This window comes from Gottfriedia luciferensis, assembly GCF_001712755.1.
Lineage (GTDB): Bacteria > Bacillota > Bacilli > Bacillales > Bacillaceae_G > Gottfriedia > Gottfriedia luciferensis_B.
Map to the genome: position 1 here is coordinate 145,804 of NZ_MDKC01000001.1, position 17,230 is coordinate 163,033.

At 30.9% G+C, this 17,230-nt stretch carries 25 protein-coding genes; 18 read left to right on the forward strand and 7 right to left on the reverse strand.

What is annotated here, in order from left to right:
- The first annotated feature begins 12 nt into the window (after window positions 1–12).
- The 5 genes from BED47_RS00800 (at window position 13) to BED47_RS00820 (ending at window position 3,723) form a co-directional block, all read left to right on the forward strand.
- A complete protein-coding gene (locus tag BED47_RS00800; protein WP_069031925.1) occupies window positions 13–1,479 on the forward strand; it encodes a Gp37-like protein in 1,467 nt (488 codons plus the stop codon).
- A complete protein-coding gene (locus BED47_RS00805) occupies window positions 1,473–1,820 on the forward strand; it encodes a hypothetical protein (protein WP_069031926.1) in 348 nt (115 codons plus the stop codon). Before BED47_RS00800 ends, BED47_RS00805 begins: the two co-directional genes overlap by 7 nt.
- A 50-nt stretch (window positions 1,821–1,870) precedes the next feature.
- Window positions 1,871–2,233 carry a phage holin family protein gene (locus BED47_RS00810; RefSeq protein ID WP_069031927.1) on the forward strand — a complete coding sequence of 121 codons (363 nt, stop codon included), beginning with the start codon at window positions 1,871–1,873 and terminating at the stop codon, window positions 2,231–2,233.
- A 2-nt stretch (window positions 2,234–2,235) separates the two neighbouring features.
- Window positions 2,236–2,868 (forward strand): peptidoglycan-binding protein, encoded by a 633-nt coding sequence (locus BED47_RS23385; protein WP_069031928.1) that lies wholly within the window; start codon window positions 2,236–2,238, stop codon window positions 2,866–2,868.
- A gap of 87 nt (window positions 2,869–2,955) precedes the next feature.
- Window positions 2,956–3,723 carry a hypothetical protein gene (locus BED47_RS00820; protein ID WP_069031929.1) on the forward strand — a complete coding sequence of 256 codons (768 nt, stop codon included), beginning with the start codon at window positions 2,956–2,958 and terminating at the stop codon, window positions 3,721–3,723.
- Between the two features lie 76 nt (window positions 3,724–3,799).
- On the opposite strand, the gene BED47_RS00825 is transcribed toward BED47_RS00820, so the two are convergent.
- Window positions 3,800–4,072: a hypothetical protein gene (locus tag BED47_RS00825; protein WP_069031930.1), complete on the reverse strand. Its 273-nt coding sequence runs from the start codon at window positions 4,070–4,072 to the stop codon at window positions 3,800–3,802.
- A 113-nt stretch (window positions 4,073–4,185) separates the two neighbouring features.
- On the opposite strand from BED47_RS00825, the gene BED47_RS00830 reads away from it, so the two are divergent.
- Both BED47_RS00830 and BED47_RS00835 read left to right on the forward strand, forming a co-directional pair.
- Entirely contained in the window at window positions 4,186–4,638 is a 453-nt protein-coding gene (locus tag BED47_RS00830; RefSeq protein WP_069031931.1) for a hypothetical protein, read from the forward strand.
- A gap of 223 nt (window positions 4,639–4,861) precedes the next feature.
- A complete protein-coding gene (locus BED47_RS00835; protein ID WP_069031932.1) occupies window positions 4,862–5,200 on the forward strand; it encodes a hypothetical protein in 339 nt (112 codons plus the stop codon).
- Window positions 5,201–5,367: 167 nt separating this feature from the next.
- Here BED47_RS00835 and BED47_RS00840 read toward each other — a convergent pair whose 3' ends face one another.
- Window positions 5,368–5,847 (reverse strand): restriction endonuclease, encoded by a 480-nt coding sequence (locus BED47_RS00840; RefSeq protein ID WP_084006697.1) that lies wholly within the window; start codon window positions 5,845–5,847, stop codon window positions 5,368–5,370.
- Window positions 5,848–5,873: 26 nt separating this feature from the next.
- Complete coding sequence (locus BED47_RS00845; protein ID WP_069031933.1) at window positions 5,874–6,071, reverse strand: helix-turn-helix transcriptional regulator; 198 nt, start codon at window positions 6,069–6,071, stop codon at window positions 5,874–5,876.
- A 171-nt stretch (window positions 6,072–6,242) separates the two neighbouring features.
- On the opposite strand from BED47_RS00845, the gene BED47_RS00850 reads away from it, so the two are divergent.
- From BED47_RS00850 to BED47_RS00870, 7 genes are all read left to right on the forward strand, one after another.
- Window positions 6,243–6,572 carry a hypothetical protein gene (locus BED47_RS00850; RefSeq protein ID WP_069031934.1) on the forward strand — a complete coding sequence of 110 codons (330 nt, stop codon included), beginning with the start codon at window positions 6,243–6,245 and terminating at the stop codon, window positions 6,570–6,572.
- Entirely contained in the window at window positions 6,572–6,766 is a 195-nt protein-coding gene (locus tag BED47_RS00855; RefSeq protein ID WP_069031935.1) for a hypothetical protein, read from the forward strand. The genes BED47_RS00850 and BED47_RS00855 overlap by 1 nt, the downstream gene beginning before the upstream one ends.
- Window positions 6,763–7,059, forward strand: a complete 297-nt coding sequence (locus BED47_RS00860; RefSeq protein ID WP_069031936.1) for a hypothetical protein — start codon at window positions 6,763–6,765, stop codon at window positions 7,057–7,059. The genes BED47_RS00855 and BED47_RS00860 overlap by 4 nt, the downstream gene beginning before the upstream one ends.
- A 152-nt stretch (window positions 7,060–7,211) precedes the next feature.
- A complete protein-coding gene (locus BED47_RS23050; protein ID WP_254664512.1) occupies window positions 7,212–8,495 on the forward strand; it encodes an FtsK/SpoIIIE domain-containing protein in 1,284 nt (427 codons plus the stop codon).
- A complete protein-coding gene (locus tag BED47_RS00865) occupies window positions 8,416–8,934 on the forward strand; it encodes a hypothetical protein (protein ID WP_254664527.1) in 519 nt (172 codons plus the stop codon). Before BED47_RS23050 ends, BED47_RS00865 begins: the two co-directional genes overlap by 80 nt.
- A gap of 11 nt (window positions 8,935–8,945) precedes the next feature.
- Window positions 8,946–9,122, forward strand: a complete 177-nt coding sequence (locus BED47_RS23530; protein WP_175403427.1) for a hypothetical protein — start codon at window positions 8,946–8,948, stop codon at window positions 9,120–9,122.
- Window positions 9,106–9,363, forward strand: a complete 258-nt coding sequence (locus BED47_RS00870; protein WP_069031938.1) for a hypothetical protein — start codon at window positions 9,106–9,108, stop codon at window positions 9,361–9,363. Before BED47_RS23530 ends, BED47_RS00870 begins: the two co-directional genes overlap by 17 nt.
- A 168-nt stretch (window positions 9,364–9,531) precedes the next feature.
- Here the strand turns inward: BED47_RS00870 and BED47_RS00875 are convergent, their stop codons facing one another.
- Window positions 9,532–10,890 carry a hypothetical protein gene (locus tag BED47_RS00875; protein WP_069031939.1) on the reverse strand — a complete coding sequence of 453 codons (1,359 nt, stop codon included), beginning with the start codon at window positions 10,888–10,890 and terminating at the stop codon, window positions 9,532–9,534.
- A gap of 176 nt (window positions 10,891–11,066) precedes the next feature.
- Window positions 11,067–11,285 carry a helix-turn-helix domain-containing protein gene (locus BED47_RS00880; RefSeq protein ID WP_069031940.1) on the reverse strand — a complete coding sequence of 73 codons (219 nt, stop codon included), beginning with the start codon at window positions 11,283–11,285 and terminating at the stop codon, window positions 11,067–11,069.
- Window positions 11,286–11,509: 224 nt separating this feature from the next.
- Here BED47_RS00880 and BED47_RS00885 point away from each other — a divergent pair, with 224 nt between their 5' ends.
- Together BED47_RS00885 and BED47_RS00890 are read left to right on the forward strand one after the other, a co-directional pair.
- A complete protein-coding gene (locus BED47_RS00885; protein WP_139116320.1) occupies window positions 11,510–11,764 on the forward strand; it encodes a hypothetical protein in 255 nt (84 codons plus the stop codon).
- A gap of 76 nt (window positions 11,765–11,840) precedes the next feature.
- Window positions 11,841–12,542, forward strand: coding sequence for a hypothetical protein (locus tag BED47_RS00890; protein ID WP_069031942.1), 702 nt, complete (start codon window positions 11,841–11,843; stop codon window positions 12,540–12,542).
- A gap of 392 nt (window positions 12,543–12,934) precedes the next feature.
- On the opposite strand, the gene BED47_RS00895 is transcribed toward BED47_RS00890, so the two are convergent.
- Entirely contained in the window at window positions 12,935–13,153 is a 219-nt protein-coding gene (locus BED47_RS00895) for a hypothetical protein (RefSeq protein ID WP_069031943.1), read from the reverse strand.
- A 171-nt stretch (window positions 13,154–13,324) separates the two neighbouring features.
- On the opposite strand from BED47_RS00895, the gene BED47_RS00900 reads away from it, so the two are divergent.
- Both BED47_RS00900 and BED47_RS24475 read left to right on the forward strand, forming a co-directional pair.
- Window positions 13,325–14,251 (forward strand): Gfo/Idh/MocA family protein, encoded by a 927-nt coding sequence (locus BED47_RS00900; protein WP_069031944.1) that lies wholly within the window; start codon window positions 13,325–13,327, stop codon window positions 14,249–14,251.
- 240 nt (window positions 14,252–14,491) lie between these two features.
- Window positions 14,492–16,423: an ATP-dependent DNA helicase gene (locus tag BED47_RS24475; RefSeq protein ID WP_069031945.1), complete on the forward strand. Its 1,932-nt coding sequence runs from the start codon at window positions 14,492–14,494 to the stop codon at window positions 16,421–16,423.
- 24 nt (window positions 16,424–16,447) lie between these two features.
- On the opposite strand, the gene BED47_RS00910 is transcribed toward BED47_RS24475, so the two are convergent.
- Window positions 16,448–17,068 (reverse strand): NAD(P)-dependent oxidoreductase, encoded by a 621-nt coding sequence (locus BED47_RS00910; RefSeq protein WP_069031946.1) that lies wholly within the window; start codon window positions 17,066–17,068, stop codon window positions 16,448–16,450.
- Window positions 17,069–17,230: the final 162 nt, after the last annotated feature.

Genomic DNA, 17,230 nt, shown 5'->3' on the forward strand with positions numbered 1-17,230 from the left:
AGAGGTGATGACATGGCACTTACAATAGATATTTATGATACAAGTTGGACTAAAACAGGAACTATCTTTGACATTGCTTATCTCTCTTATAAAGATAGTTTCTTTGATATTGTAAACAGTAAACTTCATGTAAGTAGAAAAGCAATTGGTGTTGAGAAATTAACATTAGGTAGAATATTGATATTCAAAGATTGTGATGTCCCTATGAGTCGCTATGGGTATCGTTGTGGCATAATTGAAACGATTAACGATGAATCAGATTCAAATGTTATAGAGTTTGATGTTAAACCTTTAAAAGCACTATTCAAACAAAGGGTCGTTTTACCTTTTGTTGATCAAACAGAATACGACACTCAAGTTGAACAAGATGTTTTAATCGCTAGGTTAATAGATCGTAATATTAATAACTCAACTAACTCTGCTCGAAACATTCTCATGAGTACTGAACTAGCAGGAGGTACAACTTCTGTTTACTGGTCTGGCCAATATGGAACATTAGCAGAAGCTATTATTGAAATCTGTCAAATGTCTGACCTTCCTATTGGTTGGGGATTAAGACCTTCAATAGTAAATGGTTTTCCTAATGGGAGTATGATCGCATACACACGAAAAGCAGAGGATAGAAAAGACTATATGTTATTCACTGATATAGCAGGAGATTTTAAGAATGTAGTTACTGTCAAATCAAACAAAGGTACTGCTACAACTGCTTATGGATTAGGTGTTAATAAAAAAGAGTTCACTCCTGCTGGATTAAGTAACACTGGTTGGAATCGTTATGAAATAGATGCGGAAAGCGACTCAGCAACCTATGACGGTCAGAAATATGACCTTACACAAGCTATTTATGCTAGACGAGATACTGACTCGATGGAAGTACAACTTTCACAAACATCAAGGTACATAAAACGATATGAGATTGATTGGTTTCTTGGTGATAAAGTTTCAGTTATGGTTAATGGTGTTAAGTCGATAAAACAAATCACTGAAGTTGAATGCGTATACGAAGACAACGAATACGAATTAAGCATTACTTTTGGAACTGACAATAAGAAATTTGCTAAACAACTTCGTCAAGAGATGGCAGAGAAATATGGCAAAAGACATTATGATAGAATCGGTGGCACTGTTATTTGGACAGGTGCTATATATATGCAAGACGGTCAATCAGTTACTATTGATGATACTAAACAAACTCAGTGGGCTTTGAATGAAACTGATAAAGGCTGGATGTTAGTTTTCTCTGATTATAACGTTGGGCAAGGTGAACAAGATTACGACTGGTACACTGTTTACGTTCCGAAGACTGTTAAGTTAAATGTAAAACACGCTTATTCAGTTAGTATCGGTAATGCTAAAGTAACAACAAAAGTTTTAACTTTTACTAATAAAAGTATTATAGGTGATGCAGTAAATATTGATGAGGTTAATAACCCAGGATGCAAAGATACTGTACTTCGAGAGGTGAGAGTGTGGTAAGAACAGTTTGGGTGCATGTAGTAAATGATGAAATTTGTGGGTATTCTGATAGTTTTGTCCAAGATTGGATTGAATATGAGGCCGAAGAGGATTTTAGAGCTTGCCCGTTTAGGTATAGTTATTTTGAAGAAAGTTTTGTTTTAAATGAAGTTCAAGATAGAATCATCTCAAATAGAAATATATCGAAAGAATATCAAACTTTCCTTGATGAAACTGACTGGAAAATAGTTAGACATAGAGATCAGTTAGAGTTAGGTATTGAAACAAATTTAACAAATGAAGAATTCATTGAACTTTTAAGAGCAAGACAAGAGGCTAGAGAAAAGATAGTGAACAAGTAAACACCTAAAGATAGGTGTATTTTTTATGCCCTGAAAAGGAGGTTAGAACGATGGATTCAATTGCTCATATAAGTATGGTTACTGTTGTAGGTAACTATTGGTATATAGCAATAGCTATGATTCTATTTGATATTATTACTGGATTATTAGCTGCTGCAGCAGAAAAAAAGATTAATTCCTCAATTAATTATATAGGGATTATTCGTAAATTAGGGTTATTTGTAGCCCTAGCTTTTATGGTTTTCATAGATACTTATACAGAATCAAAGGGTTACATAATTAAACTTGGAGTGGGTTTAATAATGGCTTATGAAGGAATGAGTATAATAGAAAACTTCTCAAGAATCGGAATCGATATTAGTTTTTTGACAAAGTACTTTGATAAAACAAAAGTTAAGAAAAGAGGAAAGTAGACATGACTGATGTAACTAAAACTTGTAGAGATGTTAATGAACTTTTACCAGTTGCACAAAAAGCTTGTAAATTATTCCTTGAGGAATGTAAAAAAGCTAATTTAGATGTTTTCATTACAGAAACATATCGTCCACAAGAAAGACAGGATTACCTTTACTCTTATGGTAGAACAAGGGAAGGTGAGAAAGTTACTTGGACTCGTTCAAGTAATCATACAGGTCGTTTAGCATGGGATATTGCTGTAAATAAACCGAAAGATTTATATGATTCTACTACTCTGAAAAAAGCAGGAGAAATTGCGAAAAGATTAGGAATTACATGGGGCGGTACTTGGAAGCAACCTGATAAACCTCATTTCGAGGTGAAAAAAGACTGGATAGCACCTAAAACTTCAAAAACTAATACGTCTAAAAAAGCGGAGAATATTAATAAGGACATTGTACCTTATCCTGGTAAACCCTTAAAAATAGGTTCTAAAGGAATTAACGTACAATTTGTTCAAGAAAAAATAGGTGTTACATTGGACGGTAAGTTTGGCCAATTAACAGAAAAAGCAGTCAGAGCTTTTCAGAAGAAACATGGTATAGAAAATGATGGAATTGTTGGAAAAATAACTTGGAATAAGATGTTTTAAATACAAAAAAAGTTTAAAAAATAATACATTATACTACCCACAATATGTTCTTATTTTATATAATTGGAATATATTGGAGGGTGGTTTATGGCAAGACGCTTAATTAAGATATTAATTTGGTTTTTTAAATTAAATTATAATTACATTATTATTTGGACTCGAAAATTTAATAGGTTTTTTGGAAGATTCTTTAACCGACTATTTCAATTTTGGTACATCGGAATTGTATTGATTGTAATTTATGGAGTTTTGACATTTTTACTTCTAAAGATCAACGTAATAAATAATGTAATGACATTTTTTCCTGGATATATTAATACACTGTTAACAATATTTTTAATCGATTTTTTAAGAAGTGAATCTGAAAGAAAACGAAATGTGAATAAAAAGTACCTCTTTCATACTGAACTCCTTGGTGTTAATGTCAAAATTAGGTTATTACTTAGTAATGTCTTTAATATTGATGACGAGTCTAATTTAACGGAAGAGAATATAGAATACATAATAGAGCAAGAATATAACTTTTGGTCTCAAGATACAAATGTATTTAATAAAGAAATATCCCGTGAAGATTATTTTCTTATGATAATTAAAGAGTTGAAAGATGAAAGTAGACATTTAATATCCGCCTATATGTCTCAATTAGAATATAAAGAATATAGGCTACTGTTTTTGCTTAAAGATATATGTGCAGAAGATGAGTTAACGGATAGAATGTATACTTCATATAATATTATGAGAATGGTTGAGTTAATGAAATTAATCGAAAGTATTTTCGGATACTGGGAAAAAGATAATCCCATCCAGTATGAAATATATAAGTATAAAAGACTTATAAGGGAAAATGTTTCATAATAAAATAATATCATTACTGAAGTTTCTAATTTTGTAATATTTATAAAACGAAAACCTTTAACTTTACTAGATGTAGTTAGAGGTTTTTCTTATCTTCAGGAACACTAATAGCTGATTCCTTTACAACCCCATTTTCAATCCTCAATGCGATCGTACCTAACCATCTATCCATATTAGGTTTCATTTCCATCGTACAAGTGAAAAATCGAATGTGAACAGAATCCTTAGTATCTTTACTGATCACAGGGCAGGCTAGTAAATTTCCTAGACGCTTTAATGCAGCTTCTTTTTTCATTCCGACTATTTCTTTCTTGATGAACGATTCATAGTAGTTTTTTAGTGGGAACATAGCTTTGCTCCTTCCCGAGAATATATACTCTATTAATTCTAACAAAAAAGGATATATTTGCGAAATGACGAATATTATACGAGTATCAAATTGCAAGGAAGGAACGATTAAGGATGAGAAAAAGGATTATTTTCGTAGCTATTTTAACGATGTTAACGGCGCTAATATTAGGAGCGTGCAGCTCGACGAAAGAGTCTTCGACAAAGGAAGCTAAATATAAAGCAATCCCGCAGTCAGCGATTAAATCAACAGTTGGCGACATGAAGACTCGAGAGAATATTAAAGACGCAACTTTCGAAGTGAAAGGAAATAAAATTAATATGACTTTAACGGTAGATGACGCGAAGTTGTCCGGCCAGTCCGGTAAAAGTTTAGCGCAATCATATGCCGATTCTTATTTGCGAGTGATTTCGAATTATGTGGATGGAAGTAATCCGAAGAGCAGCGGAGATTACGGAAAAGTTTACGATGGTTATTTCGTAAATATTGTCGTTGTTGATTCGGAAGGATTTACTCTAATTGAAGGCGAAAAGTATCCGAGTTTTAAAAGTGTAACGTGGAAATAAGGCGCCTAGTTTGGCGCTTTTTTATTAGCACAAAAAAGAAACCTATCGAGTACTCAGCGAGCTCAGTCTAAATTATCCTCTAATTGAAAAAAGTCTAGCAAATTAGTTAGAAAAATTTTCCTAAAACGAAAAAAGTACAGGCAATTTACCAATATTTATGGAATACACTGATAGTGCTTCTGCCGCTATCAGGTGCTTGTCCAAGAATGGAGGGAAGTCATGTATGAATAACTTAGATGCCATCGCCAAAAGACTTCTTGAAGTAAATAGAGAATTAAAAAGAGTAGAAGAGGAGTATTATTACTTTACGAATGAATTATTAGATTGGAAAATGAATTTATCTAATATGGAATCAGAATTAATAGTAAACGGATCAATTGATGGTAAAAATGAACAAATTCGAAATGCACAACTTGCGAATCATACCAAAGATATTAGATTAGAAGTATTAAAACATGAAAAGTTTTTAAATGCTTTACGTCCAAGAATGTATTCATTACGAAACGAACAAGAGAACTTAAGGTATGTTATTAGATTACACGAACTGACTAAGAAAAACTAAGCCCTTGTCAATGACAGGGGCTATTTTTATTCTTCTATACTCCAAATATCTCCAACTTTTAAATTGAGTGTGTTTTTAATATTTATTCGAATAAGGAAGTGATAGTATTTTTGTAGGTACATATATGGATTTTTCAACGAATAAAAAAGAGCCCACTTAATGAGCTCTTACGAATGCATTTGTCTAATCAATTCATTTCCATCTATTAATGTAATATTTGTTTTATTTGCGTATGCGAGGGCATCTTTTGTAAAACCTGATGAAGTAATGAAGTAACCTCTTTTAACTCGATCAGCACTCATTGCCCCTTCAAGTTTTTGTATAGCAGGTCTGCCTACATTACCTTTCCAGTGTTTCACTTCTACATAAATTTTTTCTTTTCCGTCATAAGCGATAATATCCTTGCCACCATCTTTACTTGCTTGTGTAACTTGCGTTTTGAATTCTCTTGTTATTTGCAAAAATGCAGCTACATAAAATTCAAAATCTCTTGGTGTCATATTGTAAAATCTTTGTCGTTCTTTATAGACTTTTAATTGATTCCATTCTAATTTTTTTTCTTTCACTAAATACTTTTTATTTATTTTTATCACGATCATTCCGAATAAAAGGAAACCGATTATTGTATACACTGCTGTTAACTCCATAAGATCACCTCAAATGAAGTATTCCCTTACTCCTCATCAAAATACCATATATCTTCTACCTTTAATCCCAATTCTTGTGCAATCTTCATTGCTACTTGTAATGTAGGAGTTCTTTCTTCCTTAAGAATTAACGTTAATGTTGCATGTGTAATACCTACATCCTTAGCAAATTCCCCTTTTTTAATTTTCCTTTCAGCAAGGATCATTCTTAATTTATTCCTCATTTTCATCACCTAATAAATAACTTTCTATATCAAAACTGATTGTCCTGTTAAAAAAATAAAATGGTACTTGCAATATTAGACAAATGCCTACATAAGATTTAACAAACGACAACAAAAACGAATTCACTCAAGACTTCGCAAACGTCCTTACAAAATGAAGGAGGAGAAGGTATGAGACAGTATTATGGAGCTTTATATCAAACACCTTATTTATACAGTTCATCAGCTTTAGAAAGGTATTTTAATCATGCTAAAGATGAGGATGAAGTGAAAGCAATTCAGCACCATATGCAAAGACATGATGTATATGATGAGCCATCTTATGATGGCTTTATGAAAGTAACTAAATTAATTCAGAAGGATCAATTTGAGGAATACGAAACTGATTGGGATGAATTAGAAACAATGTTTAAACCTTTTGTCCAATGGGATGGAACAATTAGACTTAGACCAAATCGTTATGCAGGTAAAAACGCTTTGATCGAAAGTGAGGAATTCTGATGAATATTGACCACTTACAAGAGACAATGGATTACATGAAGAAAGTGAAAATGGTTTTTATGGATCATCACGATAATATGGGTTTAAGCAGCGAAGAATCAGAGGATATTTATAATTCCAGTTCGTTTTATGCAGTTGAAAAATGGTTAATTAAGCAAGGTTACGACATTCAAAGGTATGGTGATGAATTATGAAAGCTGAAACAATTCCATTTCGTGATTTTATGAATGGATCTTGGAAGAAGCCGAAACAAGTTTCTAATTTACTTCCTGCAGTCGCTTTTGTACCAAATGAACCAACTACTTTTATGGTTACTATGCTTGGTATAGGTCTAGTTGTCTTAATAGCTGAACATTGTTTACAGGATACAGATTACGCTGAAAAAATTCGCATCTTCCGATCAAGATACATTAAGTATGCTTTTCCAGTTTGTGTCGCTGCTACTGGCGTTTATGTATTCATTAAAGTTGTAAATATCCTTTTGTGATCAATAAGTTTTTCTATTCGTTTTTCCTATTCGATTTTAATGCTATTGGGTGAATAGCTACCACGAATACAAACATCATTGTTGTATCAACATTTATCTTCTATTCTATCTATTCGTTTTCTGGGTAGCTATCCTTTATAGGATATTAAGGGGTGATTATTATTTTATTTTCTTCTATTGTTTCTACATCTATCGTTGTTGGCCTGGGTGCATCTGTTGGGGTGATAAAACCGAGAGCAAATGATAAGAAAACAATCAAAAGATTATTTGAAATAGCGAATGTTTGTGTTAAAGAAAAAGACATCATAAAATACCCTACATTTAAAAAGTCTGTACCAAAAGACAATCATATATCTTTCTTTTACAGACTACCTCTAGGAATTCCATCAAAACTAATCATTCAATTTCAGGAAGTGTTATCTGAAGGTTTAAACAAACCGGTTGTAATTGATTTTTCAAATTATCAATTAGAAATAAAAGTTTTTCATAATGAATTGATTAAAAAATACAATTGGCATAAAAACGTACTAAAACCTAACTCTTATGAAGTGTTTATTGGTAAGTCGCTAACTGAAGATATTTATCATGATTTTGATTCGATTCCTCATATTGTCATTGGTGGGGGTACTGGTTATGGCAAAACGGTATTACTTAAATTAATGTTCACTCAATTGATATTACAGAATCCAGATGATGTTGAATTTTACATTATTGATCTAAAAGAAAAATTAGAGTTTGGTCGTTATCAGAATGTGAAACAAGTCAAAGCAATTGCAGGGAATTACGTTAAAGCTGCACTATTATTGAAAGATATCGTTGACGATATGTTTAATTCGATTAATGAACTTAAAGAAAATGGCTATTTGACAAACGTTAAAGATTTAAATAGAAAAAGAAAGTTTATTATTGTGGATGAAGCAGCAGAATTAGCACCTAAGGGAGACGGAGATACAAGGAAACTCCTGTTAGCCTGTCAAGATATGTTAAGTTCAATCGCTCGTTTAGGTCGTGCAGTAGGCTATAGATTAATTTTTGCTACTCAATATCCAACAGGTGACACACTACCAAGACAAATCAAACAAAACGCTGATTGTCGTATAGGTTTAAGATTAACAACTGCAGTTGCAAGTGATGTTGTAATTGATGAAAAGGGATTAGAAAAACTACCTTACAAATTATCTGGCCGTGCAATTATGAAAACTGATAAAAAGACAGAACTACAAATACCGTATATCTCTGACAGTACGGTATGGGAGGTTTTAAAAGGCTATGAAGAAGAAAAACGAAGAACGAATAGAACAGATACTACAAAGTCTAAAAACCCTGAAATTCGCAACAAGAAGGCAGCTTCAAGGAATTCACAGTCTAGGAGGAATAAGAAACGCTCAAAGACTACTGAAAAGCCTAGTCGAGATGGAATTATTATCAGTGACTAAATGGACTAATGAACATGTTTATTATTTATCTAAAAACGGTGCTTCTTATGTTGGCACTAATCCAATGAAGAAAAGTATTCAAATAGATCATCATTTATTAAGAAATGAAGCTTGGATGATGAGTGGACTTCCTAAATGGGATATAGAAAAGCCAATTACATTTTCATCATCAAATGGTGATAAGAAACAAATCATTCCAGATGCAAGATTTAAAGCAGATACACTTTATTGTATTGAGATTGATCGTAAACAAAGTATGGTTCGTAATAGAAAGAAAATGGAGTTATACGGTATTTTGAACGAACTGTTTTATATTAAAAATCAAAAGAAAATTGTCCTTAGAATCTATACAACATTAAATTCACGCAAGATATTATTTGAAAACTTAGCAGGTGAACATGGAGTAGTATGTGAGGTTTATGTATTAGATGATATTTAGGAGGGGTTTAAATGAGTAAACGAATCCGATATAGACTTTTTTACTATAAAACAGGTGAAATACTTTGGTATACATTTAACGAGAATTTAGCAATTGATGTAATGATTGATTCTGGTAAAGATGAGAACGGATTTCCGATAATTTCTTACCAATGGGAAGAGTGGTCGCCTAATGAAATATCAAACTGAAATCGTGAAGAAAGATCCTGTAACTATCAATGGCCAATTTGGTGTCTATTCCTTTGTAGCTAAACTTAATAAACAAAAGAAAACAGGTGTAGCAGATACTAAAATAGTTCAATTAAAAATTTTATGTGGTGGTCAAACACTAGTTCATTATGATTATGGTTGGGTGGTCGGTCATAAATTTATTAGTTTGTATCAACCGTTAGTCGAACATTTAGATGAGATGAAAGTGAAAAAAGTATAATAAAAAATGAGACTCCTAGATTATTAGGAGTCTTATTAAACTTATTCATCGATAAAAGAAATTCATATTATGTAAAAATTACCATTAGTTATTATGATAAACATTTAACATTTACTATTTCTTTTTATCCCTAAAAAATGTATTTAATTATTAGTTAAAATAAGAATTTTATTTTATAAAAGGTATTGACGGTAATCCACAAAATGGAGCAATCTTGTTATAGCAACTAGCTAAATTTTTTATTAATTCTACTCCTGCATTTGTTGTAGTAATAGATTTACTTACAGTACTCTCTGTATTATTTACTTTCTCTAAAAATTTCTGCAATTTAGATATCCCTGCAGTATTATTTATGTTGTTCTCATCTGCTTCTGAAAGAGCTTTCTCAACTTCATTTAATGATTCAATCGCCTCAGGAGAGTCTATAGTATGCTTTAGATTCCGAATTGTATCAATAGTTTCTTTTAATTCATTATGTATAATGTTCTGCTGATTTAAGTTGTTATCAATTGTAATTACAGGAGCTACATCTACATTAATAACTGGAGAGACAGGATTTGAGATGCCATTACTTACAATCGCCATAAGTGTATTAATTTGTACATCTTTGACATCTATCTGCTTTTGTGTAATAGCTAACAACTCTTTTTGGGTCTCAATACGAGCATCTGCCAATCTTAATTCATTCTTTAATTCAATTGCCTGTGTTGATAGTCCAAAATAGTCTTCAGGTCTGATTTCACCTTGTAATATTAAGTCATATTCTTCTAACGCCTTTTCTACAATATGCTTGTCTCCATCTGCTGTCTCAACTACCATTCTTACAACTAAGCCTTCTTGTATAATTCTCACAGTTGCTTGAACTCCTGGATATTTAGCCTTAAGAACTTTATGAAAATAGCTAAGTATTCCTAATCCAGCTTGATAATATTCAGGCGGAAATTCTATACTTCTATCCATAACTACATTCGTGTTGTGCCCTTCCAAGTCAGTTGAAATATTAAAGATTTCTATTGGAGATTCATTATCAGATATACCTAAAATAATAAATGGATATTTTAAAGAAAGAGGCGAAAAAGCAGTAAATTCAGCTAAAGTCCTATCAAAAGTAACAGCACGGTAACCCAATGGCTCATTATCCCCAAATAAAGTTTGACCTGTTTCATTTATAGGTAAAATAAGTAGCGGTATCTCACATTCATCATTTTTTATTGATAGGTTACAATTTGTAAACGCCCATGCGCTAACTGTGTTTGGGTCATCTCCTATATACAAACTAACCTTAACTTTGTTTTTCGCATAATCACATAGTACATTATCATCCAAATTGACCCAATTTAGTTTATCAAGAGATTTTTTCCATTGAGTTTTCATCATCCGATACTCGACATTAAGGTCTTCTTCAGTTTGGACAGATCCAAGAATCAAACTTCCTATTGTGCTAATTAGATCGACGTATTCCTCTTGATGTTTTTCATTTAAATTATCCCAGGCACCTAAATAACTAATTACTGAATTTATATACATGTCATTGCTCCATATCTTCATAAGATTAATAATTTATTATTTAAAAAGTATTAAGACTACTAAATATTACCATCTATTTAAAGATGATAGAAGAGTTAGAAAGTTTAAATATTAAAAAAGAATCACCTCATTATTTTGAATGAGATGATCAGCCTTTGATATAATCGATGTTTTATTTAAACACTCAACTCTGTTAATTCTAATAAATCACTAATCCCAACATTCAACACTTCACATACTCTTCCAATAGTATCTCTCTGATATTGCTTCGTGTCGTCATTATAAAGCCTTCTCAACGTTTCAAATGGAATCCCACTATCTTCTGATAGCTTTCTGATTGATATTCCTTTTTGATCTAATATTGATTTTAAATTTGATTTAACTCTAAGTGACATACAATCGCCTCATTTCTTATTAAATTTATTATATAAAATTATGACTACAAAGTGTAGTAACTTTTATTGACAACAAAATGTAGTCGTAGTATTATAAAGTTATGACAACGGAATGTAGTCGTGTGAGGGGATTTATAATCTTCATGGCAAATTTCTATGTTAGAAAGTGAAGGAAGAAATTGGGTGTAATATTAGAAAAAAATTATTCAAAGGGAGAGACTCAAATGACAAATGTTAATGTAGAAGCAAAATTAAGTGAAAGAAAAATCTATGTAGGAACAGAATTTAAATGTGATATATCATTTGAGGTTGTTTGTGATAATACTAAAAGTGAAATTGAAGATGGTTTACAAAAGTTAGCACAATTAACAACTGCTATTCCTGAACTAACATTTACTCTAGAAGATGGAACAATGCTCAAAGCACGAATACATAATACTAACGATTTTGAAGAAGTAACTGTTGAGGAAGAAGAATAATATTTCATATAAAAAAAGTACAATACATTATATAATTGATGTATTGTACTTTTTTTATATGAAAGGTTGAAATGAAATGAAAAAAATTGATCCCACAATAATAATATTTATTATTACGCTACTAGGGTATGCCCTTGTAACCTTTTTCAGTCTTGGATATAAAGATTTTTATGGCCTACCATCAGACTTGGTAGAAATTACTATAAGTAAAATTGCCATTACTTCAGTTTTTACATTAATGGTTATATCAGTTGGATTTATTTATAACTTGTACTTACATTCAAACACTTCTATTAATAAATTTATTATTTCACCTTCAGTAGAACAATTGAAGAAAATAAAAAACATTTATGTCAATAAGATCATTGAATATACCCTATTCACAGCGATTTTATTAACCATTTTATGTCTTTATTTTGGAATATTTAAGATTAACTTTTATTCAATATATTCATTAATGCTAATTTTAGCAATGGATATTTATTTTATTATAAAAAGGTATTTTAAAGTATCAATGGTGTTTTTTTTAATTTGCTTAGGTTATTTTATTAGTTATTTGGGGTATAATTCAGCTGCAAGTAAACAAACGTATTTAACTATAAAAAATGAAAATTTAATTGTAATTGATTATTACAAAGATACGGCAATTGTAGCTAAAGTGGATTTGGATAAAAAGTTAATCTATCCTGAATTCCAATTTATTAAATTAGAGTCAACAGACAAATCTCCACAAAAATTAGTTTTAAAACATACAGGGGAATTAAGGATGAGTAAATAATTTTATGTTTCTTCTATTATATTAGTGATAGGACAATTAAAAAATAAATACTTTAGTTTGCAAATTACTATTTACTATTATTACTAACTGAAGTACACTATCCTTAACAATTTAAGAGCGAAAATGTAATCTAGTAATAATTAAATAGCCTCAAACCTTAATTTTACGGTAAACCAGCAACAAAAAAACGTAAATTATTTAATGGTTTCATTAAAACTGACTATTATCAATACTTTGGAAAAAGACCTCCAAGAAGAATCGAAGAGTAAAAAGGTTAAAAGGGTGTTCCCAATGTCTATTTAGACGATTGGGGCACCTTTTTATTTATAATAACGTATTTCGTTAAAGTTTTTACGAACAAATCTTGAACAAAAATTGTATTCGTTATGTCATTATAAATTAATTGCAGGTACAATTCTAAATCCATGATTTTTTTCAAGTAAATGTGCAACATGCCAATTTGTTTCTGCAGTACTTTTATATTGAGTGACTAAATCATGAAATTCATCATTAGAGAAACTCTTCTCATGCTGAAGTAAATAAAGATCTCTTACAACACTTATATCATCGTTTGTATCAAAATTAGTTTGAATTAAAGAATATAAGTACAAATAAACACCTCCAAACTACCATTTTTATGATTATTTTATAGATTTCCCGATAATTCGAAAGTTATTGCCATTAGATAATTTTGAAATATAATCATTTTTCTTTTAAATGAAGAAAGATAATTTGTTACAATGAATCTTGAAAAATAAGCCAATTTAAAGGACTGATCTAAAATGAAAAAACTACGTATTGGAATGGTAGGATTAGGCAATATTGCACAAAAAGCATATCTACCAATTCTTACAAAAGAAGAAAACTGGGATTTTATTGGTGCATTTTCACCAAATAGAGAAAAACGTAAGAAAATATGTTCACAATATCGAATTAAAGATTTTGAAAGTTTGGAATTACTGGCAGAACAAAGTGACGCAGTATTTGTACATAGTGCAACTAGTTCACATTTTGAGGTAGTATCGTATTTATTAAATAAAGGCAAAGATGTATATGTTGATAAACCACTAGCAGCTACATTGCCAGAGTCTGAAAAATTAACTGAATTAAGTATTAAGCTAAACCGAAAACTTATGGTTGGATTCAACCGTCGTTTCAGTCCAATGTATGTGCAGGCAAAAGAACAGGCGAAGAATATCGCAGTAATTAGATTTGAAAAACATCGAGAGAATAAAATTGGGTCTAATTCATTCGAGTTTACGATGCTGGATGATTATTTACATTTAGTTGATACCATTAGATGGTTGGCAAATGGAGAAGTTAACTTGATAAATGGTAGAGTCAAACTTACTCATACGAATCAATTAGAGTATGCTACTCACCAATTTGAATCGATAGAAGGAACTTCTATTAATACAGTAATGCACCGGATGGCAGGAACAAATCTTGAGCGCTTAGAATTAATTACTGAAGGTTCTATTATAAGGGTAAAAAATATGAACAACTTTGAAGTAGAAAAAAATAACTCACTAAATAATTCGTTTTCATCATCATGGGACACAACATTAAAACAAAGAGGTTTTGAGGATTGTATTAACCATTTTATCAATTGTATATACTCTGATGAAAATCCATTGGTCAATGGAGAAGAAGGATTAAAATCTCAAATGGTTGTTGAAGAAATGATCAGGCAAGCAAAAGGCCAGTAAAGTTAACTAGAAGGAGATAAAGGAGCTAGAAGAATTTAAAGCTAATTTATTTAGTTCTAAATATACATTTCCCTTAGTCTTTAAGTGATCATGCCTTATTTCCCTTGCCTTTCCCTCACATTTTTTGTATGATAGCGGGTAGAGACAATTTTTAAATAATATAATGGATCGAATAAATTTGCAAAATTAAAGTTCTCAAAAGAGGACTTTTTCTTTTTAATTTACATTTTGGGGGTAGCAATGAGTCATTCAACTAAATTACCTTTTGAGGTAGGAAAGCAAGACCAATTCATTGAAAAGCTAGGGGAATGGATTGGGGACGTTTTTTATGATTTATTACCAGATGCAGGCTATGAATTAAGAGATGAGCAAATCTTTATGGCTTATCAGGTTGAAAGAGCGTTTAAAGAAAAGAAAGTTATTTTTGCTGAAGCAGGTGTTGGTACAGGTAAAACGTTTGTCTATTTGCTATATTGTTTATGCTATGCAAGATATACAGGTAAGCCAGCTATTATAGCATGTGCTGATGAATCCTTAATCGAACAGCTAGTAAAGAAAAATGGGGATATTGAAAAGTTATCGAATGCTTTAAATTTGTCAATTGATGTTAGATTAGCTAAATCAACAACAAATTATTTATGTTTAAAAAAATTAGATTTACAGCGTTCAGAAATTGATGTATCGGATGCCGTTTTAGGGGTTTATGAAAATTTACCAAGCTTTGTAAATGATTATGGAACACTCCAAAAATTTACTCCATATGGAGACCGTACTGAATATAAGGACTTAACAGATGAAGAATGGGATACAATTTCATATGATTATTTCCAGGATTGTTCTACTTGTGAACAAAGACATAGATGTGGACAAACTCTATCAAGAGAACATTATCGTAAAGCAACTGACCTAATTGTATGCTCACAAGAATTTTATATGGAACATATTTGGACGGTAGAATCTAGAAAACGTGAAGGTCAATTGCCATTACTACCTAATCCAAGCTGTGTAGTATTTGATGAAGGACATTTACTTGAATTTGCAAGTCAAAAATCATTAACTTATCGTCTACAACAAGAGACATTAAATACATTTTTATCATTTTTAATGCAATCTGGGACGCGTGAAAGCTTCCAACAATTACTAGAAGATACATTAGAAACGTACGATCAATTCTTTTTTGAATTAGATAACAATACCGAAGAAGTTGAAGGGTCTAGACGTTTTAAACTGAATATGAATGAAAGACTAATAAAGTTAGCAAGGCGATTAAAGTCTCAAATTAGTAGTATTGGTGATGAATTAGTCTTTGAAAGTGAAATGTATACAATTGATGAATATCAGTTAAATATTGTTGATGAGCATTTAGATGATGTTGAGCGTTGCTTAAATTTATTTATTAATGAAATTACAGCGATTCAATGGATTGAGTATAATCAAAATGAATTAACACTTGTCATCATGCCTAAGGCTGTAAATGAGCTTTTACAAGAAAAAGTATTTAATCAAAAAATGCCGATTGTATTTTCATCTGCAACTCTATCTCAAAATAGTTCTTTTGATTATATTGCAGGTAGTTTAGGGATAAAAGATTACTTATCATTTTCGGTCAATTCTCCGTTTGATTATGTTGAACAAATGAAAATAGAGTTAAATCAAGTTGATCCAACCAAAATTGAGGAAAAGAATGAAAAGATTATTGAGAAGTTAAAGGATAATAACGGAAGTACATTAATTCTCTTCAATTCAACTCAGGAAATGAAAAAATTCAAACTGCAAGTTGAAAAAGAAAAATTAGACTTCAATTTATACTTTGAAGGTGAAGAAGAAATTAGTTCAATTGTACAAAAATTCCAAGAAGATATTAACGCTTCTTTATGTGCTGTTCATTTATGGGAAGGATTAGATATTCAAGGAATGTCACTAAGTCAAGTGATTATTCATGCGCTACCATTCCCGCCAAATGATCCTGTATTCCAATCAAAACGTCAAAATGCACAAAACCCTTACTTCGATATTGATGAGCCGTATATGCTATTAAGATTACGCCAAGGTATTGGACGACTAATCCGTAGTCATGAAGATAAAGGAAAAATCGTTTTATTTATTGAGAATGATCTAAACAATGAAACGAAAGAAAAAATCTTAAACAGTTTGCCTATTGATCCATCTTAAAAAGCTAGCATTCGCTAGCTTTTTTTAATTACAAATTCCAACTCTAGATTTACTAAAATTGCACTCGAAAAATTCCTTAAATGCGAAATAGGCTGTATCTCCAGTTGTAATACGTTGGCCATCAATCGGTAAATAATTCTTTTCAGCATTAATATTTTTAGTTATTGGACCATCTGGTAGGTAAGTTGGGCAAACAATCGTCCAATCTAACAAACTTTCATTTAATAAGTTATAAGCTTTTTCATGATCGGTTGCTGCAGTTGTTGATTTTCGTTTTGATTCAGAGCTTTTATACCGTAAAATTGTTGGATCAACTCTTGATTGTAAAATACCAGCAGTTCCAATTGTAACAATCCTACTTATTTTTTTCATTTCAAGAAGAGGGATTAGTAGTCCCATTGTTTTAGATAAAATATTCTCACCGCCAGTATTTAAGGCAGAAATTACTCCATCTACGTTTTCTAAAGCTACATTTAAATCTTTTTCATTTAGCATATTTCCTTTTAAAACTGTAAGAGCTTCATGATGAATCGTTATTTTTTGTTCATCTCTTACTAAAGCAATTACTTCACATTTAGCTTCTAATAATAAATCCACTAAAAAAGAACCAACTCTTCCAGTTGCTCCTAATAATAATATTTTCATAACATCACCTTGCTGTATTGTACTATATTTTTATTAATCATGTCTTTTATATAAACTTAATCAAATGATTTCTGATAATGAAAGTGCTTTTTAAGCTTAATATTAATTCAATATAAAAGTTATGATAGAATGAAAATAACATCCTAAAATTTAGAAATGAGG